The sequence below is a fragment of the Streptomyces sp. NPDC054975 genome (assembly GCF_053609105.1).
On the sequence record NZ_JBSGWV010000026.1, the window covers coordinates 1 to 20,732 of the forward strand.

Here is a 20,732-nt window from a genome sequence, read left to right on the forward strand (position 1 = left end):
GAGGCGCGGTGCCAGGGCCCGCGAGCCCGGCATGATCCAAACGAGAGGCCCTAGGCCAGACGGCGACCGCCGTGTCCGCGCCGCCCCCGGACGGGCGGCGCGGACACGCACGGGAAGCGGCGGGTCGGTGAGGCCCGCGCCGAGGTCGGGGAGGCCCGCGCCCCGGGGCCGTCGGCCCAGGGCTGTCACAGGGAGCCACTAGGCTGGGGACCTCCTGTACGTCGTCCCCCGGGGAGAACACTCATGGCACCCGCCATCCCTGCCGCCATGGAACGGCCGCACTTCATCGGCATCGGCGGTGCCGGAATGTCGGGCATCGCGAAGATCCTCGCCCAGCGCGGAGCGAAGGTCGCCGGCAGCGACGCGAAGGAGTCCGCGACCGCCGAGGCGCTGCGCGCGCTCGGGGTCACGGTGCACATCGGGCACGCCGCCGCCCACCTCGCCGACGACGCCTCTGCCGTCGTCGTCTCCAGCGCCATCCGCGCCGACAACCCCGAGCTGGCCCGCGCCGCCGAGCTGGGCATCCCGGTCGTCCACCGCTCCGACGCGCTCGCCTCCCTCATGGACGGCCTGCGCGCCATCGCCGTCGCCGGTACGCACGGCAAGACCACGACCACGTCCATGCTGGCCGTCGCGCTCACCGAGCTCGGTCTCGACCCCTCGTACGCCATCGGCGGCGACCTCGCGGGGCCGGGCACGAACGCCCGCCACGGCGCCGGGGAGGTCTTCGTCGCCGAGGCGGACGAAAGCGACCGCAGCTTCCAGAAGTACGACCCCGAGGTCGCGATCGTCCTCAACGTCGAGCTGGACCACCACGCGAACTACGCCTCCATGGACGAGATCTACGAGTCCTTCGAGGCCTTCACCGCCAAGATCCGCCCCGGCGGCACCCTGGTCGTCGGCGAGCACCCCGGCGCCCTCGAACTGGCCCGGCGCGTCTCCGGCAACGGCGGCCCGCACGTGGTCACGGTCGGCGAGACCGAGGGCTCCGACGTGTGGATCCGCTCGATCGTCCCGAACGGCATGACCAGCGAGGTCACCGTGGTCATGGACGGCGCCGAGCACACCTTCACCGTCTCCGTCCCCGGCCGCCACTACGCCCACAACGCCGCCGCGGCCCTCGCCGCCGGCTCGCGCGTGGGCATCGACCCGGCGGAGCTGGCCCAGGCCCTCACCGCGTACACCGGTGTCGGCCGCCGCCTGCAGCTCAAGGGCGAGGCGGCCGGCGTGCAGGTCATCGACTCGTACGCGCACCACCCCACCGAGATGACCGCCGACCTGGAGGCCATGCGCGGTGCCGCCGGGGACGCGCGCCTCCTGGTCGTCTTCCAGCCGCACCTCTTCTCCCGCACCCAGGAGCTCGGCAAGGAGATGGGCGACGCCCTGGCCCTCGCCGACGCCTCCGTGGTCCTGGACATCTACCCGGCCCGCGAGGACCCGATCCCCGGCATCACCAGCGAGCTGATCATCACGGCGGCCCGCGCGGCGGGCGCGGACGTGACGGCCGTGCACGACAAGGGCACGGTCCCGGACGTCCTCGCGGGAATGGCCAAGGCCGGTGATCTCGTTCTGACGATGGGCGCGGGCGACGTCACGGAGCTCGGTCCGGAGATCCTCGCCCGCCTGTCGAACTGAGGAGCGTGTGATGGCGGCGTACGAGGTCGAGAAGCCGGACGAGCAGTGGCGTGCCGAGCTGACCCCGCAGGAGTACCAGGTCCTGCGCCAGGCGGGCACCGAGCCCGCGTTCCGGGGTGAGTACACGGACACGAAGACGAAGGGCGTCTACTCCTGCCGGGCGTGCGGCGCCGAGCTGTTCACGTCGACGGAGAAGTTCGAGTCGCACTGCGGCTGGCCGTCCTTCTACGACCCGAAGGAGAGCGAGGCGGTCGAGCTGATCGAGGACCGCTCGCACGGGATGGTGCGCACCGAGGTCCGCTGCGCCCGCTGCGGCTCGCACCTGGGCCACGTCTTCGAGGGCGAGGGCTACCCGACCCCCACGGACCAGCGGTACTGCATCAACAGCATCTCGCTGCGGCTGACGCCGGACTCGGAGCCGTCGGCGACGGAGTCGTAGACGGAACAGGGCTCAGCGGTTCAGCGAGTCCTGCGCCGCCTCGGACTTCGGGGCGGCGCTCCGAGGCTCCTCGGCGGAGCGGCCCTTGCGCCGGGCGAGGTCGCCCACGGCGAGCGTCAGGACGCCGGCGAGGAGACCCCAGAACGTCGAGCCGATGCCGAAGAGCGTGAAGCCGGACGCGGTCGCGAGCAGCGTGACCACGGCCGGCTCGCGCAGGCGGTCGTCCCGGAGGGCCGAGGTGAGGGAGCCGCCGATCGTGCCGAGCAGCCCGATACCCGCGATGCCCAGGACCAGGGCCGGCGGCATCGCGGTCAGCAGCCAGCCGACCGTTCCGCCGAACAGGCCGACCAGCAGGTAGAAGACGCCCGCCCAGACGCCGGCCACGTATCGCTTCCTGGGGTCCGGGTGCGCGGCCTCGCCGCTGCAGATCGCCGCCGTGATGGCGGCCAGGTTCAGGCCGAAGCAACCGAAGGGCGCGAGGACGGCGTTGACCGTTCCGGTCCAGGTCAGCAGCGGGGAGATCGGCGTGGAGTAACCGGCGTTGCGGAGCACGGCCACCCCGGGGAGGTTCTGCGAGGCCATGGTCACGGCGAAGAGCGGCAGCCCGACGCCGACGAGCACCTGCCAGTCGAACTCCGGGCGTACGAAGGACGGTTCGGCGAGCGTGAGCTCGAAGCCGTCCAGCTTCCAGGAGCCCTGCCACGCCGTCGCCGCGACCCCGACGGCGAGCGCCGCGACGACCGCGTACCGGGGGAACCAGCGCCGGCCGACCAGATACGCCAGGAACATGGGAACGGCGATGACGCCGTTCCGCTCCATCTGCGTGAACAACTCGGTGCCGAACTGGAGCAGGACACCGGCGAGCAGCGCCGAGGCGAGCGGGACGGGGATCCGGTTCATGATCCGCTCGAACCAGCCGGTGACCCCGCTGATCACGATGAGCACGGCGGACAGCAGGAACGCACCGACCGCCTGCGCCATCGTCACGCCCTGCAGGCCGGTGGCGAGCAGGGCGGCGCCGGGCGTCGACCAGGCGGTGACGACCGGCGCGCGGTGGCGCAGCGACAGGCCGATGCAGGTGACGCCCATCCCGATGCCCAGGGCGAAGACCCACGAGGTGAGTTCGGCGGAGGTGGCCCCCGCGGCCTTGGCGGCCGTGAAGACCACGGCCACGGAGCTGGTGACGCCGATGAGGACGGCGAGGAATCCGGCGGAGACGGCGGTGGTCGGCGCGGCGGATCGGAAGTGTCGTATGAAAGCCATGGCTTGGGCATCCTGGCACACCGCGTCGATGGTGCCCGAGGGGTTTTCCACAGGCCTTGTCGAGGGGGCCTCGATGGCCGCAAGATCCAGGAGTGATCCATTTTGGGGAGGGGAAATGATCAAGGGAGACAACGCCTTCGTACCGACGGTGCCGCTGCGGATCGCGGTGCGGGGCGGGGTTGATGTCGCGGTTCTGCTTCTGACCGAGGCGGGCCGGGTCCGGGGGGACGCGGACATCGTGTTCCACGGAGCGCCGGTCCATCCCTCGGGCGCGGTGCGCCTGTCGGGGGAGGAGCACGGCACGGGCACGGTGTGGCTGGAGACCAGCCTCACGCACATCGAGGCGCAGATCGCGCACGTCCTGGTGGTCGGGTCGACGGAGAACGGCGCGCTGCGGGACGCTCGCGGCCTGTCCGTGGAGGCGTTCGCGCCGGACGGCACGTCGGTCGCGCGGTACGACGTGACGGACGCGGGCGGCGAGACGGCGATGGTGCTCGGCGAGCTGTACCGGCGGGCGGGGGGCTGGAAGGTCCGCGCGGTGGGCCAGGGCTGGCTTAACGGCCTCGCCGGCCTGGCGAGGGACTACGGCGTGGACGTGGCGGACGAGCCGCCGACTGCGGGCGGGGCCTCCGCCCCGGCCCCGGCTTCGGTTCCTGGGCCGGGGTCGGCCCATGGCCCGGCTCCGGCTTTCCAGGCGCCGCCCCCGGCGCCGACCGCGTACCCGGCGCCCGCTCCGGCACCGGCTCCTGGGCCGGTTCCGTTCCAGGCCCCGGCGCCCGCTCCGGCACCGGCTCCTGGGCCCGTCCCGTTCCAGGCCCCGGCGCCCGCGCCTGCTCCGTACCAGGCTCCGCCTCACGCTCCGGTCCCGGCACCGGCTCCGGCTTTCCAGGCGCCTCCGCCCGCGCCTGTGCCTCCGCCCGTGCCCGGGCCCGCGCCGGGGTTCGCCGTGCCCGGCGGGGAGCCTCCCGCGGAGCCGGTGCCGCCGCAGCCGAGCGAGGCGGACTGGACGTTCGGAGGGGTCTTCCCGCCGTACACACAGGACGGCCGGGACAACGACGTGCTCACCGTCGACGGGCTCCCGCCCGGGCCGGTCGTCGTCGAGCTCGAGATCAGGGGAGACGGGTACACCGGTCTGTGGCCCCTCACCCGGTTCAACAAGGAGGGGTCGAGCCTCGTCAACTCGACCGAGGAGAACTTCCGGGGCCGCATGCTCGCCATGGTCCCCGAGAACGGCCGTCTGCGGCTGAAGCTGAGGGCCGAAGGTCCCTGGCGGTTCCAGGTGCTGCCGCTGGCCGCCGCGGCGCGCCTGACCGAGCAGGAGATGGAGAACCGCGGCCCCGACGTCCTTCTCCACACGGGCGGAGCGGCCGACCTCGCCCTCCACTACCGAGGCGACGAGAACCTCATCATCCACGTCTACGAACTGGCGGGACACGACGATCCCACGACCCTGCCCTCCTACGACAACGCGGTCAACGAGATCGGCAAGCGGCGGGAGACGGTTCCGCTCCCCGAGGGCCCGGTCATCGTGCACATGGAGATGGCGGACGGGCCGTGGCGGGCGCGGTTGAAGCACCTGCAGCCGCACAGCCGGCCGTCGGGCGACGGCGGGCTGGCGCCGGTGACCGACATAGGCAAGGCCCAGGGCTGGCTGCGGCGGGGGAGGCGCTGACCGCTCCTCAGCCCGTCGGCTCCAGCAGGTCCCAGCGGTTGCCGTAGAGGTCCTCGAAGACCGCCACCGTGCCGTACGGCTCGTGGCGCGGTTCCTCCAGGAAACGGACGCCCGCGGCGGTCATCCGGGTGTGGTCGCGGCTGAAGTCGTCGGTGTGGAGGAAGAAGCCGACCCGGCCGCCCGTCTGGGCGCCGACGGCTTCCTCCTCCGCCGCGTTCTTCGCGCGGCCCAGGACCAGGGCCGTGCCGGCGGGGCCGCCCGGCGGGCGGACGACGACCCAGCGGGTGCCGTCGCCGCGGTCGGTGTCCTCGACGAGGTCGAAGCCGAGGGCGTCGGTGTAGAAAGCGACGGCCTCGTCGTAGTCGCGGACGACGAGAGTGACGAGAGCGATGAAAGACATGCTCCGAGGTTATACGTATGACCGGAGGGGCGCCATGCGGTGCGACAATGCACCGCATGGACGCCCGCCTGCTCGCCGAGCTCACCGACCGCGCCCTGCTCCTCGCCGTCCCCGGTCGGCGGCGGATCCTCGGGCTCGCCGGGGCGCCCGGGGCCGGGAAGTCCACCCTCGCGGCCCGCCTCGTCGCCCGGCTCGACGGGCTCGCCGTTCTCGTGCCGATGGACGGCTTCCACCTGGCGCAGGCGGAGCTGGAGCGGCTCGGTCGCGCGGAGCGCAAGGGGGCGCCCGACACCTTCGACGCCGCCGGCTACACCGCCCTGCTCGCCCGCCTCCGCGCCCCCGAGCCGGGCACCACGGTCTACGCGCCCGCCTTCGACCGGACCCTTGAGGAGCCGATCGCCGGAGCGGTACCGGTCGCCCCCGACGTCCCGCTCGTCGTCACCGAAGGGAACTACCTGCTCCACGACGAGGCCCCGTGGGCCGGCGTCCTGCCGCTGCTCGACGAGGCGTGGTTCCTGGAGCTCGACGACCACCGCAGGGTGCCCCGGCTCGTCGAACGCCACGTCCGCTTCGGCAAGGAGCGCGCCCATGCCGAGCGCTGGGTCCGCGACTCCGACGAGGCCAACGCCCGCCTCGTCGCCCGCGGCCGCGACCGGGCCCACCTCGTCGTCCCCATGGCGTAGCGAGGCCTGCGGGAGGCGGGCAGGGGTCAGCCCGCGTGCGTCGTCGCCGCCTGCGCCAGCGCACGGACGATGGGGTGCGGGCGCGAGCCGTCACCGGCGAGTTCCGGCTGGAAGAGCGTGGCCAGGAAGAAGGGGTGGCCCGGCAGTTCCGCGATCCGGACCTGGCCGTCCTCGTCCTCGCCCGTGAACCGCAGCCCGTGCGCCCGGAGCCTCTCCAGGTGGCGACTGTCGGCGGCGTAGGCGCAGTGGTACCGCTCCGTCGTCCGCTCGGCGCCGAGCACCGACTCCGCGAGCGAGCCCGGCGTCACCCGCACCGCGCCTTCGTGCCCCACCAGGGAGCAGGCGAGCGGAGTGATCAGCAGGTCGTCGTCGGCCGCCGACGGGTCGTTCTCGGCGTGCGCTGCGGAGGTCAGACCGCAGACGTCGCGGGCGAACTCGAGCAGTGCGTGCTGGAAGCCGCCGCAGGTGCCGAGGAAGGGGATGCCGTCCTCGCGGGCCGTGCGGATCGCCGCGAGCGCGCCCGCCTCGCTCTCGTACGGGCTTCCCGGCAGCACCCACACGCCGTCGAAGCCCTTCACCGCGCCCGGCGCCTCCGCGTCGCGGGTCGGGATCCAGTACGCGTCGAGGACGAGCCCGTCGCGCTCGGCAAGGGCGTCGAACAGGGCGGGGATGCGGACATGGGACGTCACGTGCGGGGAACGGTCGCCGACGAGAGCGATCCGGGGAGTGCGGGTCGTTGCCTGGGTCATGCCGACCATGCTGGTCGGCGGGGCAGGTTCACGTCCAACGATGATTCCTGCACTCCCGATCGCGAACGCTTATGCCCAGGCGGGGGCGGGGCGAGGTCGAGTGCGAGGTAGCCTCGCCACCGCACACTGTCCCGGGGGAGCGCCTCGCACATGAATCCGATCTCGTTCGAACTCGCCCACATGGACGCCCATCACGACGGCGGACGCTTCCTGAGCCGCCTGGACGTCCCGGACTTCTGACCCATGGACCCGCACCACCTCCGTACGTTCGTCACCGTCGCCCGGCTCGCCTCCTTCTCCGAGGCCGCCCGCGCACTCGGGTACACCCAGTCCGCCGTCTCCCAGCACATCGCCGCCCTGGAGAACGACCTCGGCCTTCCGCTCCTCGGCCGCCGACCCGTCGTTCCCACACCGGCGGGCGAGCGTCTGCTCGAACACGCCGGGTCGCTGCTCCTTCGGCTCGACGCCGCCCGCGCCGACCTCGCCCGGTTCGCCGCCGCGCCGCCCGAGACGCTGACCCTCGCCGCTTCCCCGCTCGCCGTCCACCCCCGTACCCTCGCCGCCCTGCCCGCCGCCGGCGTGACCCTGCGGATCCTGCCCCGCGAAGAGGTGGCCGCGGCCGTCGCGACCGGAGCGGCCGACCTCGGCCTGGTCGACGGACCGGCCGCCCCCAGCGACCCGTTGCGGCTCCCCGACGTCGCCCCGCTCACGGCCACGCGTGTCACCGAGGAACCGCTCGCCGTCGTCCTGCCCGTCGGTCATCCGCTCGCCGCCCGCCCCGGTCTGCGCCTCGCCGACCTCGTCGACGCCCGTTGGCTCGACGCCCCCGAGGCCGGTGTCCCGCTCGACCGGCTGCGCGCCGCGCACGGCGGCCCGGCCGGCCAGGGCTTCCGTACCGCCCTGCGCCACGAGGGCACCGACAGCCGGGTCGTCGGCGCCCTGGCCGCAGCCGGGCACGGGCTGACCCTGCTGCCCGTCTCCCTCGCCGCCGCGGTCACGGGAGCCGTCGCCGTACCGCTGATCGCCCCGCGCCTCGTCCACCGCGTCGAACTCCTCCACACCGGCACCGAACCCGACGGCCCGGCGGCGGAGTTGGCCCGCCGACTCGCCGCGTGACCGGCGACACCCCAGGGGGCGCCCGGCGGGTCGGAGCCGGGGCCACGGCTGTCCGACCCCGACCCGCCGGACACCCCCTAGGCTGGTGTCACGGCGAGTGGGAAGGCGGGCTGACGTGGGACTGTTCAGGCGAGGGCCACGGCGTGACGGTGAGGACGCGCCCAGGGACCCCGAGTTCTCGTACTTCTCCGTCCGCGAGGCCGCCCTCTTCCGCAGCCGTGTTCGCGAGGCGTTCGCCGAACTCGGCCTCGAAGTCACCGTCTACGCCGACCTGGTGCGCGACGCCGACGGCCGCGCCTTCGGTCTCGGCAACCTCGCCGCCGTCTGCCACAACGACCGGCGCGGCCCGCGCGTCTGGCCCGCGCTGATCCGCCGTCATGTCGGCCTGGTACTGCGGACCATGGACGGCCCCTCCGCGCTCGACACCCTCCGGCCCGAGCAGATCCGCGCCCAGCTCTACCCGCGCGTCGTCAGCGGCGAGGGCATCGACCCCAACACCTTCGGCTACGCCCGGAGCATGGCGCCCGGACTGTACGAGATCCTCGCCCTCGACCTCCCCGAGAGCGTCATGATGCTCACCGACGACGCGCTCGAACCCCTCGGAGACCTCGACGACCTGCGCGACCGGGCGCTCGCCAACCTGCGGGGGCTGCCCGTCGAAGGCCACGAGACGGTACGGGACGCCGACGGCATGTGCTTCGAGGTGATCCTCGGCGACTCCTTCTACACCGCGAGCCGCGTCCTCGACCTGGACGCCGTCGTGCGGCGCGTCACCGGGCAGCCGCTCGGCGAGCACGGTGCCCTGGTCGCCCTGCCGTTCCGGCACCAGCTGGCCTTCCACCCGATCCGCGACACGACGATCGTCCCCGCGCTCGGCGCGATGGCCTCGTTCGCCGCCTCCGGCTACGAGGACACGCCCGGCGCCATCAGCCCGTACGTCTTCTGGTGGCGCGGCGGCACGCTGACGCAGCTCAGCGACCGCGACGCCGACGGTGGAGAGCTGCGGATCGTCGTCGGCGAGGACTTCCACGAGCTGCTCGAACGCCTCATCGCCCAGGGCCCCGGGCCCGGTACCGACCCCCGCTGAGCGCTCGCGTCCCCTGCCCGCGCCGGGCAGGATGACCCCATGTCGAGTACGCCCGAAACCGGTACGCCCGCGCCCCGCACGTCCCCGTCCTCCGCCCCCGCGCCCTTCACCGCCGACGACTACCGGGCCCGGATGACCCGTGCCGCCGAGTCCGCGGCCGACGCCGGACTCGCCGGGGTCCTCGTCGCGCCCGGCCCCGACCTGGTCCACCTCACCGGCTACCAGCCGACCGCGATCACCGAACGGCTCACCGTCCTCGTCCTCACCGCCGGCCAGGACCCGGTCCTCGTCGTGCCGACCCTGGAGGCCCCGGACGCCGAGAAGGCCCCCGGCGCCGCCGCGTTCACCCTGCGCGACTGGACCGACGGCCAGGACCCGTACGCCGCCACCGCGCCCCTCCTCGACATCGACGGCCGCTTCGGCATCAGCGACAACTCCTGGGCCATGCACCTGCTCGGCCTCCAGAAGCAGCTGCCCGGCACCTCCTACGTCTCCCTGACCGAGGCGCTGCCGATGCTGCGGGCCGTCAAGGACGCCCACGAGCTGCAGCGGATCGCGGCGGCCGGCGCCGCAGCCGACCAGGCGTACGGCGAGATCCTCAAGGTCGCCTTCGCCGGCCGCAGGGAGACCGAGGTGGCCGCCGACCTCGCCGCGCTGCTCATGCGGTTCGGCCACTCCCAGGTCGACTTCACCGTCGTCGGCTCCGGCCCCAACGGCGCCAACCCGCACCACGAGGCGGGCGAGCGGGTCATCGAGCGCGGGGACATGGTCGTCCTCGACTTCGGCGGCCTCAAGCACGGGTACGGCTCCGACACCACCCGTACCGTCCATGTCGGCGAACCGACCGACGAGGAGCGGCGCGTCCACGACCTGGTGCGGGAGGCGCAGCAGGCCGGCTTCGAGGCGGTACGCCCCGGCGCCGCCTGCCAGGACGTCGACCGGGCGGCCCGCAAGGTGATCACGGACGCGGGGTACGGCGAGTTCTTCATCCACCGCACCGGCCACGGCATCGGCGTCACGACCCACGAACCGCCGTACATGATCGAGGGAGAGGAGCGCCCGATCGTGCCGGGCATGTGCTTCTCCATCGAGCCGGGCGTCTATCTGCCGGGCCGCTTCGGGGTCCGCATCGAGGACATCGTGACCTTGACCGAGGACGGCGGCCCGGACGGTACCGGCTCAGGCCGCCGCTTCAACAACACCCCACGAGAGATGGCGATCGTGGACTAGGGGACCAGGCGCTAGGTGCCGGTGCGCGTACCGCCGTTGACGCGGGTGCCGGTCTCGTCGCAGGGGAGCGTGGATCTCGGGTGGTCCTTGGCGAAGTCCTCCGAGATGTCCTCGGCGGTGCTGCGCATCTCCGCGTCCGTGATCCGGATCTGACCGTCGAAGGGCCGGTCCATGTCCTGGATCAGCAGCAGGGAGCCGGTGAACAGCACTGCGAGGACGGACAGCAGGACCATGTGCGAGGGTCCGCGTCGGCGCGGGAGCCCGAAGGCGAAGGCGCCGACGGTGGCGGCCAGCGAGACGACCATGAACCAGTAGACGACGGGAGGGATGGCGGGGGTGGCCTCGCCGAGCCGGGTGTTCCGGGCCGTGGACCGTTCGTCGTCGGCTGCGACGAGGAGTTCGAAGGTCGGGTCCGCCCGATGGGCGAGTGCCTTGAACGACGTGCGGAAGTCGCTGGACCAGACCGAGGCGCGCGGGGAGGCGTTGCCGCCCTCGGCCATCATGGGCCACTCCGCGTGCTGGATGGCGCGCGCGTAGCAGACCGCCGAGGCGTGGAGCTGCTCCCGCTGCGGTTCCGGGGCGTAGTCGGCCACTTCGTAGAGCTGGTCGACCCGGCTCGCCTCCGCGCCGACGGCTTCGCCCGCCGCACCGAAGGACTCCGCGGCCACGACGATGACGAAGGCGACCAGCAGGACGGCGAGGGTCTCCAGCGGGCTGATGAGATCGCTGACGGATGCCTCGGAGTCCTCCTGCTCGTCCGCGGTGCGGGCGCTGCGCACCCGGTTGGCGAAGAGCCCGGCGACGAGGGCGATCAGCATGATGGCGACAGTGAGCAACGTGGTCATGCGCGGCCCCGGGCGAAGGTCGGTCGTACCGGACACCCCCACCGGGCCCCAGCCCACCACGCCGTCGGCCTCGCGTGCCAGGGACAGGCCGGACCATGATCCCTTTGGCCCAGGGCCGCGCCTCGTCCAGAGCAGTCAGCCGTCCGTCAGGACCACCGTGCACTCCGCCGGGAGCCGCAGCAGGCCGTCGGCGCCCGGGGCCTCGACCGGCTCCCAGGCCGCGAGGACCCGGTCGCGGCCGTTCGTGCCCAGCGGGATCTCCACCGGCTCCTTGCCGAGGTTGACCGCGATCCGCAGCACCCCGCGCCGGAACGCCAGCCAGCGGGCCTCCTCGTCGAAGGCGACCCGGACCGCCGCCAGGTCCGGGTCGGTGAGGTCCGGCAGGGTGCGGCGCAGCGCGATCAGCTCCCGGTGCCAGGCAGCGAGCCGGTTGTGCGGGGTGCGCTCGCGCTCCGTACGGTCCAGGACGGAACGGTCCCGGGTCGACGGGTCCTGCGGGTCGGGAATGTCCTCCTCCGCCCAGCCGTGCTCCGCGAACTCCCGCCGCCTGCCCTGCCGTACCGCCTCCGCGAGCTCGGGGTCGGTGTGGTCGGTGAAGTACATCCAGGGGGTGGTCGCCCCCCACTCCTCGCCCATGAACAGCATCGGCACCGAGGGCCCCGTCAGGACCAGCGTCGCCGCGCAGGCGAGCAGCCCGGGGGAGAGGGTGGCCGCGAGCCGGTCGCCCAGGGCCCGGTTGCCGATCTGGTCGTGCGTCTGGGCGTAGCCGAGGAAGCGGTGCGCGGGTGTACGGACCCGGTCCACCGGGCGCCCGTGGTGGCGGCCCCGGAAGCTGGAGTACGTACCGTCGTGGAAGAAGACATGGGTCAGCGTCTTGGCGAGCGCGGCCAGCGGGGCACGCGCGAAGTCGGCGTAGTAGCCCTGGGACTCGCCGGTCAGCGCGGCGTGCAGGGCGTGGTGGAAGTCGTCGTTCCACTGGGCGTGGATGCCCAGGCCGCCCGCGACGCGCGGGGTGGTCGTGCGCGGGTCGGCGAGGTCCGACTCGGCGATCAGGAAGTGCTGGCGGCCCTGCTCTCGGGCCAGCTCGTCCACCGCCTCGCTCAGCTCCTCCAGGAACGTCAGCGCCCGGCCGTCCACGAGTGCGTGCACCGCGTCCAGGCGGAGCCCGTCGATCCGGTAGTCCTGGAGCCAGGCGAGCGCGCTGTCCCGCAGATACGCGCGGACCTCGTCCGAGCCCGGCGCGTCCAGGTTCACGGCCGCGCCCCACGGCGTGTGGTGGGTGTCGGTGAAGTACGGGCCGAAGGACGGCAGATGGTTGCCGGAGGGGCCCAGGTGGTTGTGGACCACGTCCAGGACCACGCCCATCCCGAGCCCGTGTGCCGTGTCCACGAAGCGCTTGAGCGCCGTCGGGCCGCCGTACGGCTCGTGGACCGCCCAGGGCGCCACGCCGTCGTACCCCCAGCCGTGCTTCCCGGGGAAGGGGCAGAGCGGCATCAGCTCCACATGGGTGATGCCCAGCCCCGCCAGCTCCCCGAGTCGCTCCGCCGCCGCGTCCAGGGTCCCGTCCGGGGTGAAGGTGCCGACGTGCAGCTCGTACAGGACGGCGGCGCGCAGCCGTAGCCGCGGAGCCTCGTTGAACCAGACGTACGCGGAGTGGTCGACGACCGCGCTCAGACCGTCCGGGCCGTCCGGCTGGCGGCGTGAGCGGGGGTCGGGCAGGACCGGCCCGCCGTCCAGGGAGTAGCCGTACCGGGCGCCGTCCTCGGCCGGCACGACGCCGGTCCACCAGCCGGCCCGCTCGGCGTCCCGCTCCAGCGGGTGTCCGGTGCCGCCCAGCTCCAGCGTCACCCGGTCACGGGCCTGCGGGGCCCACACCTCGAACAGCACCGGCCGATCCCCTCGTCGTTGGTCCTCGTGCCACGGCAGCGGCGACAGCGACTACGGCTTACATCCTGGCAGTCACGGCCGGGCCGCGCCCGGCGTGTCCCACACGAAGTCGATCTGCCGCTCGAAGTTCACATACCCCGCCCGGGCGAACGACTTCGCCATGGGTACGTTGCCCACGTCGGTCGCCGCGCGGATCCGGGGCACGTCATGAGCGGCCAGGATCCGGGTGCCCTCGGCGAGGATGTCGTCGATGTAGCCCTTGCCGCGGTGGGTGGGAAGTACACCGATGTACGCGATGGTGTGGTGGTAGTTGTTCCGCGCCGGAACGACGAAGCCGACCGGCTCGCCGCTCTCCGGCAGCTGCGCGACCTGCCACCACTCCCGCGGCGAGGTGTAGTGCGCGAACTCCTCGTCGTAGTGCAGTTCCGCGGCCTCGCGGGCGGACATCCCCGACGCGAGGTCGGCCTGCCCGTGCGCGTCGAGCGTGCCCTCCATGGCCGGGGTCATCAGGGCGACGAGGTCCTCGCGGTCGCGCACCGGGCGGAACTCCAGACGCCCCTTCGGCTCCGGTACGGGGGTGCCGGGGCGCCACTCCAGGCGCAGCCGTTCGACCAGCGGGCGGGCCCCGGAGGCCTCCAGGACGCCGAAGAGCGTCTCCAGAGCGGCGCGGGTCTCCGGCACCTCGCGCCAGTCCGGCGGCATGTACCGGCCGAACTCGGGGCGGACCGTGCCCGCCGGCACGACGGCGGCGGTCGCCGTCTCCAGGAGACGCAGGCCGATCGCCGCGCGCTCCTCCTCGGGCAGTTCGGGGTCGAGGTCGAAGAAGTCGAGGAAGAGCGGATCGCCGCCCTCCTTCTTGGTCCACCAGGAGAGCCTGGCCAGGACACGGTCGCCGCGCAGGGCGACCCACATCCACGCGGGCACACGGCGACCGGCGGCGAGGTCGCCCTCGAGTTCGTGGTCGAGGACGTAGCTGAGCCCTTGGAACAGGTCCAGCTCCTCAGGCCCGGAGAGCGGGCGGAGTATCACGCCGTCGGGCGTGCCGGTCGAGGACGTGGTCACGTCATATCCCCCTGGGAGTCGCGTGCGCAGAAGGTACCAACGATCTTGATCGGGCGGGTACGGGATTTCCGTCAGCGGTGCGACCCGAGGGCCGTGGCAGCGCCCGCGGCCCCGTTCTGGACACCTCGGCCCTCTCGGACCGACAATCACGATGTGACGACCCCTTTCGAGTTCTCCACGCACCCCGCTCGGCTCTCCGACGCCGAGCGGGACCGCGCGCTGGAGCTGCTCCGTGAGGGTGCCGCGCAGGGCAGGCTCTCGCACGACACCTTCCTGTTCCGGATGGAGCGGGCGCTCGCCGCCCGGCAGCCGGACGAACTCGCCCTCCTCACCGCCGATCTGCGGACGGAGTCCGGCTGGACCCGGCGGGTGGTCGGCGCGGTGGAGAAGATGTCCGCGTTCACGGCGAAGCTCGGCCGGGCCTGGCACACCGAGCGCCTCCCGAAGCTGCTGCTGCCCGAACCGGGCCCGTATCCGCTGCGGATCGGCCGCGACCCGGTGAACGGGCTGCGGCTCAGCCACGAGACGGTCTCCCGGATGCACGCCGAACTCTCCCTCCAGGGCGGCCTCTGGGTCCTGCGTGACCTCGGCTCGACCAACGGCACGACGGTCAACGGGCGCCGGGTCACGGGCGCGGTGGCGGTCCGGGCCGGGGACGCCGTCGGCTTCGGCCAGATGTCCTTCCGGCTCTCCGTGCGCTGAACACCCCTTTCGTACCTGGGGACTTCCCCTACGGGTAGGGCTGGCCCCCCTTCCGTACACGGGATTCCACCAGTGACCGGCTGCCCCCTCCGACGGGAGGCTTCTCACCATGAGAAGAACAGGCGAGCAGTCCCCGCCCCGGACCGGAGTCCCGGTCACGGTCCGCACGGCGCGATGGTGTGCGACCCACCCGTGGAAGGCGATCGCCGGGTGGGTGCTGCTGCTCGCCCTCTGCGTCGGCGCGGGGGCGGCCGTAGGCACGAACAAGGGGACGTTCGCCGACTTCTGGATCGGGGAGGCGGGGCGGGCGGAGGCGATGGCCTCCGGCAGCGGCCTGACGCCCCCGCCGGTGGAGCAGGTGCTGATCGAACGGACGGCGAAGGCCGGCGGGCACGAACCCGCCGCCGCCGCGAGCGAGATCCGCCGGAGGATGGCGGCGCTGCCGGCCGTCGAGTCGGTCGGCGCACCCGCCGCCTCTTCCTCCGGGCCCGGAGGCGCGGTACGGGTCGCGATCACCCTGCGCGGGGACCGGGAGACGGCGAAGAAGGACGTCGAGACCCTCCTCGCCGAGACCGCCGCCGTCCAACGGGCGCACCCGGCCCTGACGATCGAGCAGACCGGCAGCGCGTCCATCTCCGTGGCGGTCAACGCCAAGCAGGGGCAGGAGCTTCAGCGGACGGAGATGATCAGCCTCCCCGTCACGTTCCTCATCCTCCTGGTGGTCTTCGGCGCGGTTCTCGCCGCCGGGATCCCCGTCGTCCTCGCCCTCTTCGCCTTCGTCGGGGCGGTCGGCCTGTACGGGCTCGCCTCCTGGGTCTTCCCGGACGCGGGCGGCGCGGCCCTCAGCGTCATCTTCATGATGGGCATGGCGGTCGGCGTGGACTACTCGCTCTTCTACCTCAAGCGGGCACGGGAGGAACGGGAGCGTTCGGGGGAGACGCTCTCGCACGCCCGCGCCGTCGAACTGGCCGCCGCGACGTCGGGCCGCGCGGTCGTCGACTCCGGCCTCGCCGTCGCCCTCTCCCTCGCCGGTCTCTACCTCGTCGGGGACGTGATCTTCTCGTCGATCGCCACGGGGGCGATCCTCGTCACGCTGGTGGCCGTCGGCGGCTCGCTGACCGTCCTGCCCGCCCTGCTCGCCACGTTGGGCCACCGGATGGACGGCGGCCGGCGCGCCCGCCGCCGTGCGGTCGGCGGGGGCGCCGGCCAGGGACGCGTCTGGGCCGCGCTGCTGCGACCGGTCGTGCGCCGGCCGCTGGTGGCGCTGCTGGCCGGCGGCGCCGCGACCGTCGCGCTCGCCGCGCCCGCGCTCGGGATGCGGCTCGGCACCGAGGGCAAGGAGACGTTCCCCGACAGCATCCCGGCCGTGGCGGCCTACGACCGGCTCGTGGCGGCCTTCCCGTCCGAGGGGCCCGCGCATCTCGTCCTCGTACGGGGCGAGGACCCGGCCGCGCCGCTGCGGAAGCTGGCCGCGGCGACACGTGGCGACGCTCTGTTCGCGCAGGACGCGGCGCCGATGGTGCGGACGGCCGAGGACGGCCGTACGGCGCTGCTCGCGCTGCCCGTCCCGTACGCGGCGAACTCGCCCGAGGCCGGCCGCTCCCTGGAGCGGGTCCGCGAGGTGCTGCTGCCCGCCGCCGTCGCCGACGCGCCGGGTCTCGAACGGGCGGTGTCGGGCGAGATCGCGGCGGGCGCGGACTACGCGGCGCACCAGGAGGAGCGGCTGCCCTGGGTGATCCTCTTCGTCTCGCTGGCCACCCTGGCGATCATGTACGCGGCGTTCCGCTCGGTGGTGATGGCGGCGCTCGGCACCGTCCTCAACCTGGCGGCGGTCCTGGTGGCCTGGGGCGCGCTGACCCTGGTCTTCCAGGGGACGTGGGCGGAGGGACTGCTGGGCTTCGAGTCGCTGGGCTTCGTCGGCTCCCGTACGCCGCTGATGGTCTTCGCGATCCTGGTGGGGCTCTCCACGGACTACCAGATCTTCGTGGTCAGCCGGATCCGCGAGGCCGTACGGCGTGGGGTGCCGACCCGGGAGGCGGTCGTCGACGGGATCGCCGGCTCGGCGAGCGTGGTGACGAGCGCGGCGGTGATCATGGTGTCGGTCTTCGTGAGCTTCCTCTTCATCGACCGCATCGAGATGAAGCAGATGGCGGTGGGCCTGACGGTCGCGGTCCTCTTCGACGCGATCGTCCTGCGCGCGGTGATCCTCCCCTCGGCGATGGCCCTCCTCGGCGACCGCGTCTGGTGGCCTCACCGCCCCACCGGGCCGGCCCCGGAACCGCTCCGGCCGACGACTCCGCCGCCCGGCGAGAAGCTCCTCGTCTGAGCCGTGCCGGGGACGACCACGCGTCGGCCGTCCCCGGGGGCGCGGCCCGTTCACCCGTTCGGCGGTATGCGGGCTGCGTCCGGCCACGGGCGGTGGTCAGGTGGGGAGACGTACGCACGCCGGACCGACAGGGGGCGCGATGAGCGACGAGTCCCAGCCCGGAATACGGCCCGACGGTTGGGCGGACCTGCCGCCCATGGAGCCCGGGCCTCCGCCGATCACCCCGGCCCGCGCCACACTCGCCGCCCCGGCCGCGACAGCGACCGCGGCCGCGGGACGGGTCCGGGCCGCCGGACCCACCCCCATCGAGCGGTCGCCCAGCCGGACCGTCGCACCCAGCCCCCTCGACCCCGGCGCCACGCGTGATCCCTACCGCGTCCACCGCGTCCTGCGCGAGGAGTTCCCGCTCACCTACGACCCCCTGCTGCGCGCCTGGGTCCTCAGTCGGTACGCCGACGTCGCCACCGCCCTCACCGACGCCCGGTTCACCCACGGCCACCGCCCCGGCGACCCGCCCTGCGCCCAGACGCACGTCGACGTCGACGAGGCCGAACTCCGCAGCATCGCCTCCCGTACCGCCCACGTCCTCGCCCGCCGGATCGCCGACCGGCGCCAGGCCGACCTGGTCGCCGACTTCTGCCACTGGCTGCCCGCCGGCACCGTCGCCGCCGCGGTCGGCGTGCCCTACCGGGACATGATGCGCCTGGTCCGGGGCCGCGCCGCCGCCGCGCTCGCCGGCCAGTGCACCGGCCAGATCGCCGTACGGGAGAAGGCCCTCGCCTCCTTCCTCGCCCACGCGCTCGCCGACCCGGACCACGCGCGGGAGCTCCACGCCGCGCCTCCCGGACAGCTCGCCCGCGCCTGGACCGAGTCGCTGCGCCGCGACCCGCCCGTCCAGATCGCCGTCCGCCGCACCGCCGCCGAGGTGCGGGTCAGCGGCGGCACGATCCCGGCGGGGGAGCCCGTCGCCCTGCTGATCGGCGCCGCCTGCCGGGACCCCGAACGCTTCCGCGAGGCCGACCACTACGACCCGCTCCGCGACGACCCCGGCCAGCTCACCTACGGCAGCGGCGCCTGCCCGGCCGTCCTCCTCGCCGGTCTCGAAGCCGAGTACGCCCTGCGCGCGCTCCTGGACGCCATGCCCCGCCTCCGGCTCGCCGTCGGCTTCCGGCCCGAGTGGACCGGCCTGATCACCCGCGCCCCCAGGAGCCTGCTCGTCAGGCCCGCCGGCTGAGCAGCGCCACCGGACGCGCGTCGAAGAGGTCGAGCGGCTTCACCGCACCGCCCGCGAACTCCCGTGTCCCGTCGAGGAGATCGAGCCAGCGGCCCGGCGGCAGCACCAGCTCGGTGTCCTGCCAGCCGCCCGCCTCCACCAGCCGCAGCGGCAGCCGCGTGACCGCCGTGACCACCTCGGGCGCGGCGCCCGCGCACCCGCGCGCGAAAGCCAGACAGTGCGGCGCGGCGGCCCCGGTCACCGTCAGCGGCACGTACGAGTCCGGCGAGGCGAAGACCTCGGGCCGCAGCCGTCGCAGAGCCAGCGCGGCCCGCACGACCGCCGTCCTGTCGTCGTCCTCCCCCACGGTGAACGGCCGCCGGTTGTCCGGGTCGACCAGTGCCCGGTACTCCCGCTCCGTCCCCTGGTACAGCTCCGGCACCCCCGGCATCGTCAGCTGGACCAGCGTCGCGCCCAGCATGTGCGCCCGGATGTGCGGCTCCAGCGCGAAGGCCGCCTCCGAGGCCGCCCGCAGCGGGATCCGGCCGGGCCCGGCCGCGACGAAGTCGGTCACCGCCCGCTCGTACGCCGCGTCGGGCTCGGTCCAGCTCGTGTGCAGGCCCGCCTCCCGTACGGACTTCAGCACCGCCGGGCCGATCCGCTCCGGATCCGGGGTGCCGAAGCCGAACGCCGTCTGCCACGCCGTCCACGCCAGATGCGGGTCCGGCGCCGGAACCCCGGCCACCTCGTCGAGCAACTCCGCCCACACGTCCGGGCACTGCGAGAGGACGGCGATCCCCGCGCGGACGTCCGCGCTGCGCTTGGTGTCGTGCGTGGACAGCACCGTCCCGGTCGCCGGCCAGTCCCGGGACAGCCGCAGACAGTACGCGTGGAACTCCTCCGGCCCGACGGCCGGACGCCCGGGGTCCCCGCCCACCTCGTTCGCGGACAGCAGCGGGGTGTAGCGGTAGAAGGCGGTGTCCTCCACGGACTTGGCGCGCAGCGCCGACGAGGTCTGCGCGAACCGCGCCCGGAACGCCCGGTGTTCGGGGCCGTCGCCGAGCTGCCCCAGCGCCAGCTCCCATACGGTGTCGACCGCCGCGGCCTCCTCCGGTACCGCGAAGGCCGCCTTCGCGCCGCGCGCCGCGTCCGGGGTCAGGACCGAGGCGGCGTCGGTGCGGTAGAAGCGGTAGACCGGTACGCGGACGAGGAGTTCACGGATCGCCGTCCTGAGCGCCCAGGGGGCGTGGTCGCGCAGCCCCGGGTCGGCGGCGCAGATCCGGCCCGCGAGCCGTGTCAGCGCCGCCGTCTCGGCGGCGAGGTCGTGCGTCACGACCTCGTACGCGGCGCGGCGGGCGGTCGCCTCCCAGGCGCCGCCCCTGTCACCGGCCCGGCCGACGAACTCGCGGTACAGGTCGGCGAGTTCGTCGGCGCCCGGCCCGTCCACGAAGACGCCGTCCACATACCGCAGGGCGTCGTAGCCGGTGGTGCCCGCGACCGGCCAGGACGGCGGCAGCGGCTCCGTACCGGTCAGAATCTTCTCGACGACCGTCCAGCACCGGCCGCCCGTCGCCTCCCGCAGCCGCTCCAGATACCCCTCGGGATCGGCGAGCCCGTCCGGGTGGTCGATCCGCAGCCCGTCGATCACCCCGTCCCGTACCAGCTCCACGATCGTGGCGTGGCTCGCGTCGAAGACCTCGGGGTCCTCGACCCGCACCCCGATGAGCTCCGAAATGGTGAAGAAGCGCCGATAGTTGAGCTCCGTACGGGCCAGCCGCCACCAGCCGAGCCGGTACCACTGGGCGTCGAGCAGCTCGGGCAGCGGCAGTCCCTCCGTGCCCGCGCGGAGCGGGAACGACAGGTCGTCCAGGTGCAGCGCGCCGTCGGCGACGCGCATCCGCTCCCGTACCTCCGGCAGGCGCGCCGGCAGCACCGGCAGCAGGATCCGGCCGTCGCCCGCCGCCCAGTCGACGTCGAACCAGCGGGCGTACGGCGAGTCCGGGCCGTCCCGGAGCACCGCGCGCAGCGCGTGGTTGTGCGTGGGGGAGGCCGCCATGTGGTTGGGCACCAGATCCACGACCAGGCCGAGTCCGTGCGCCCGGGCGGTCGCCGCGAGCGCCCGCAGCCCCTCCTCACCGCCCAGCTCGTCCCGGATCGCGCGGTGGTCGGTCACGTCGTACCCGTGCGTCGAGCCGGGCACGGCCTGAAGGACGGGGGAGAGGTGGAGATGCGAGATCCCGAGGCCGGCGAGGTACGGGACGGCCCGCGCCGCGGCCGAGAAGGGAAAGTCCGGCTGGAGTTGGAGCCGGTACGTGGCGGTGGGCGGGGTCGGGGCGGTGGGATCGGCCGGCGTGGTCCGGGCGGACGGCGAGGACGGGAACGAGGGCGTCATGCGAACGTACGTACCCGGCGCGACGGCTTCT

17 protein-coding genes are annotated in these 20,732 nt (G+C 73.8%); 10 read left to right on the top strand and 7 right to left on the bottom strand.

All coding sequences use genetic code 11. From position 1 onward, the window contains the following. Positions 1-243 precede the first annotated feature (243 nt). Together murC and msrB are read left to right on the top strand one after the other, a co-directional pair. On the top strand, positions 244-1,635 hold the full coding sequence (gene murC / locus ACWF79_RS22155; RefSeq protein WP_453729847.1) for a UDP-N-acetylmuramate--L-alanine ligase: 1,392 nt from the start codon (positions 244-246) through the stop codon (positions 1,633-1,635). A gap of 10 nt (positions 1,636-1,645) precedes the next feature. Then, positions 1,646-2,074 carry a peptide-methionine (R)-S-oxide reductase MsrB gene (gene msrB, locus ACWF79_RS22160; protein ID WP_453729848.1) on the top strand — a complete coding sequence of 143 codons (429 nt, stop codon included), beginning with the start codon at positions 1,646-1,648 and terminating at the stop codon, positions 2,072-2,074. Between the two features lie 12 nt (positions 2,075-2,086). Here msrB and ACWF79_RS22165 read toward each other — a convergent pair whose 3' ends face one another. Next, positions 2,087-3,337: a benzoate/H(+) symporter BenE family transporter gene (locus tag ACWF79_RS22165; protein WP_453729849.1), complete on the bottom strand. Its 1,251-nt coding sequence runs from the start codon at positions 3,335-3,337 to the stop codon at positions 2,087-2,089. A 115-nt stretch (positions 3,338-3,452) separates the two neighbouring features. On the opposite strand from ACWF79_RS22165, the gene ACWF79_RS22170 reads away from it, so the two are divergent. After that, positions 3,453-5,009 (top strand): TerD family protein, encoded by a 1,557-nt coding sequence (locus ACWF79_RS22170; protein ID WP_453729850.1) that lies wholly within the window; start codon positions 3,453-3,455, stop codon positions 5,007-5,009. Positions 5,010-5,016: 7 nt separating this feature from the next. Here ACWF79_RS22170 and ACWF79_RS22175 read toward each other — a convergent pair whose 3' ends face one another. Continuing rightward, entirely contained in the window at positions 5,017-5,409 is a 393-nt protein-coding gene (locus tag ACWF79_RS22175) for a VOC family protein (protein ID WP_453729851.1), read from the bottom strand. Between the two features lie 47 nt (positions 5,410-5,456). Here ACWF79_RS22175 and ACWF79_RS22180 point away from each other — a divergent pair, with 47 nt between their 5' ends. Then, entirely contained in the window at positions 5,457-6,092 is a 636-nt protein-coding gene (locus ACWF79_RS22180; protein WP_453729852.1) for a nucleoside/nucleotide kinase family protein, read from the top strand. Between the two features lie 26 nt (positions 6,093-6,118). On the opposite strand, the gene ACWF79_RS22185 is transcribed toward ACWF79_RS22180, so the two are convergent. Next, positions 6,119-6,841 (bottom strand): CTP synthase C-terminal region-related (seleno)protein, encoded by a 723-nt coding sequence (locus ACWF79_RS22185; RefSeq protein WP_453729853.1) that lies wholly within the window; start codon positions 6,839-6,841, stop codon positions 6,119-6,121. Between the two features lie 243 nt (positions 6,842-7,084). On the opposite strand from ACWF79_RS22185, the gene ACWF79_RS22190 reads away from it, so the two are divergent. The 3 genes from ACWF79_RS22190 to ACWF79_RS22200 all read left to right on the top strand — a co-directional run bounded on the left by ACWF79_RS22190 (position 7,085) and on the right by ACWF79_RS22200 (position 10,274). Continuing rightward, a complete protein-coding gene (locus tag ACWF79_RS22190) occupies positions 7,085-7,957 on the top strand; it encodes a LysR family transcriptional regulator (RefSeq protein ID WP_453729854.1) in 873 nt (290 codons plus the stop codon). Positions 7,958-8,072: 115 nt separating this feature from the next. Next, a complete protein-coding gene (locus ACWF79_RS22195) occupies positions 8,073-9,044 on the top strand; it encodes a hypothetical protein (protein ID WP_453729855.1) in 972 nt (323 codons plus the stop codon). A gap of 39 nt (positions 9,045-9,083) precedes the next feature. Further along, on the top strand, positions 9,084-10,274 hold the full coding sequence (locus ACWF79_RS22200; protein ID WP_453729856.1) for an aminopeptidase P family protein: 1,191 nt from the start codon (positions 9,084-9,086) through the stop codon (positions 10,272-10,274). An 11-nt stretch (positions 10,275-10,285) separates the two neighbouring features. Here the strand turns inward: ACWF79_RS22200 and ACWF79_RS22205 are convergent, their stop codons facing one another. The 3 genes from ACWF79_RS22205 to ACWF79_RS22215 all read right to left on the bottom strand — a co-directional run bounded on the left by ACWF79_RS22205 (position 10,286) and on the right by ACWF79_RS22215 (position 14,068). Beyond that, a complete protein-coding gene (locus ACWF79_RS22205) occupies positions 10,286-11,119 on the bottom strand; it encodes a bestrophin-like domain (protein WP_453729857.1) in 834 nt (277 codons plus the stop codon). A gap of 135 nt (positions 11,120-11,254) precedes the next feature. After that, positions 11,255-13,006, bottom strand: coding sequence for a malto-oligosyltrehalose trehalohydrolase (gene treZ / locus ACWF79_RS22210; protein WP_453729858.1), 1,752 nt, complete (start codon positions 13,004-13,006; stop codon positions 11,255-11,257). 72 nt (positions 13,007-13,078) lie between these two features. Next, positions 13,079-14,068: a GNAT family N-acetyltransferase gene (locus ACWF79_RS22215; protein ID WP_453729859.1), complete on the bottom strand. Its 990-nt coding sequence runs from the start codon at positions 14,066-14,068 to the stop codon at positions 13,079-13,081. A 153-nt stretch (positions 14,069-14,221) separates the two neighbouring features. Here ACWF79_RS22215 and ACWF79_RS22220 point away from each other — a divergent pair, with 153 nt between their 5' ends. From ACWF79_RS22220 to ACWF79_RS22230, 3 genes are all read left to right on the top strand, one after another. Then, positions 14,222-14,770, top strand: a complete 549-nt coding sequence (locus ACWF79_RS22220; RefSeq protein ID WP_453729860.1) for an FHA domain-containing protein — start codon at positions 14,222-14,224, stop codon at positions 14,768-14,770. 109 nt (positions 14,771-14,879) lie between these two features. Next, positions 14,880-17,096 (top strand): MMPL family transporter, encoded by a 2,217-nt coding sequence (locus ACWF79_RS22225; RefSeq protein WP_453729861.1) that lies wholly within the window; start codon positions 14,880-14,882, stop codon positions 17,094-17,096. A 139-nt stretch (positions 17,097-17,235) separates the two neighbouring features. Then, positions 17,236-18,330 (top strand): cytochrome P450, encoded by a 1,095-nt coding sequence (locus ACWF79_RS22230; protein ID WP_453729862.1) that lies wholly within the window; start codon positions 17,236-17,238, stop codon positions 18,328-18,330. Here ACWF79_RS22230 and treY read toward each other — a convergent pair. Beyond that, entirely contained in the window at positions 18,314-20,701 is a 2,388-nt protein-coding gene (treY, locus tag ACWF79_RS22235; RefSeq protein ID WP_453729863.1) for a malto-oligosyltrehalose synthase, read from the bottom strand. The two genes, ACWF79_RS22230 and treY, sit on opposite strands and share 17 nt — an antisense overlap. Positions 20,702-20,732 lie beyond the last annotated feature (31 nt).

What these genes read in the sequence shown, in the direction of transcription:
- murC (WP_453729847.1), top strand. Translation starts at nt 244, where the DNA reads ATGGCACCCGCCATCCCTGCCGCCATGGAACGGCCGCACTTCATCGGC.
- msrB (WP_453729848.1), top strand. Translation starts at nt 1,646, where the DNA reads ATGGCGGCGTACGAGGTCGAGAAGCCGGACGAGCAGTGGCGTGCCGAG.
- ACWF79_RS22165 (WP_453729849.1), bottom strand. Translation starts at nt 3,337, where the DNA reads ATGGCTTTCATACGACACTTCCGATCCGCCGCGCCGACCACCGCCGTC.
- ACWF79_RS22170 (WP_453729850.1), top strand. Translation starts at nt 3,453, where the DNA reads ATGATCAAGGGAGACAACGCCTTCGTACCGACGGTGCCGCTGCGGATC.
- ACWF79_RS22175 (WP_453729851.1), bottom strand. Translation starts at nt 5,409, where the DNA reads ATGTCTTTCATCGCTCTCGTCACTCTCGTCGTCCGCGACTACGACGAG.
- ACWF79_RS22180 (WP_453729852.1), top strand. Translation starts at nt 5,457, where the DNA reads ATGCACCGCATGGACGCCCGCCTGCTCGCCGAGCTCACCGACCGCGCC.
- ACWF79_RS22185 (WP_453729853.1), bottom strand. Translation starts at nt 6,841, where the DNA reads ATGACCCAGGCAACGACCCGCACTCCCCGGATCGCTCTCGTCGGCGAC.
- ACWF79_RS22190 (WP_453729854.1), top strand. Translation starts at nt 7,085, where the DNA reads ATGGACCCGCACCACCTCCGTACGTTCGTCACCGTCGCCCGGCTCGCC.
- ACWF79_RS22200 (WP_453729856.1), top strand. Translation starts at nt 9,084, where the DNA reads ATGTCGAGTACGCCCGAAACCGGTACGCCCGCGCCCCGCACGTCCCCG.
- ACWF79_RS22205 (WP_453729857.1), bottom strand. Translation starts at nt 11,119, where the DNA reads ATGACCACGTTGCTCACTGTCGCCATCATGCTGATCGCCCTCGTCGCC.
- ACWF79_RS22225 (WP_453729861.1), top strand. Translation starts at nt 14,880, where the DNA reads ATGAGAAGAACAGGCGAGCAGTCCCCGCCCCGGACCGGAGTCCCGGTC.
- ACWF79_RS22230 (WP_453729862.1), top strand. Translation starts at nt 17,236, where the DNA reads ATGAGCGACGAGTCCCAGCCCGGAATACGGCCCGACGGTTGGGCGGAC.
- treY (WP_453729863.1), bottom strand. Translation starts at nt 20,701, where the DNA reads ATGACGCCCTCGTTCCCGTCCTCGCCGTCCGCCCGGACCACGCCGGCC.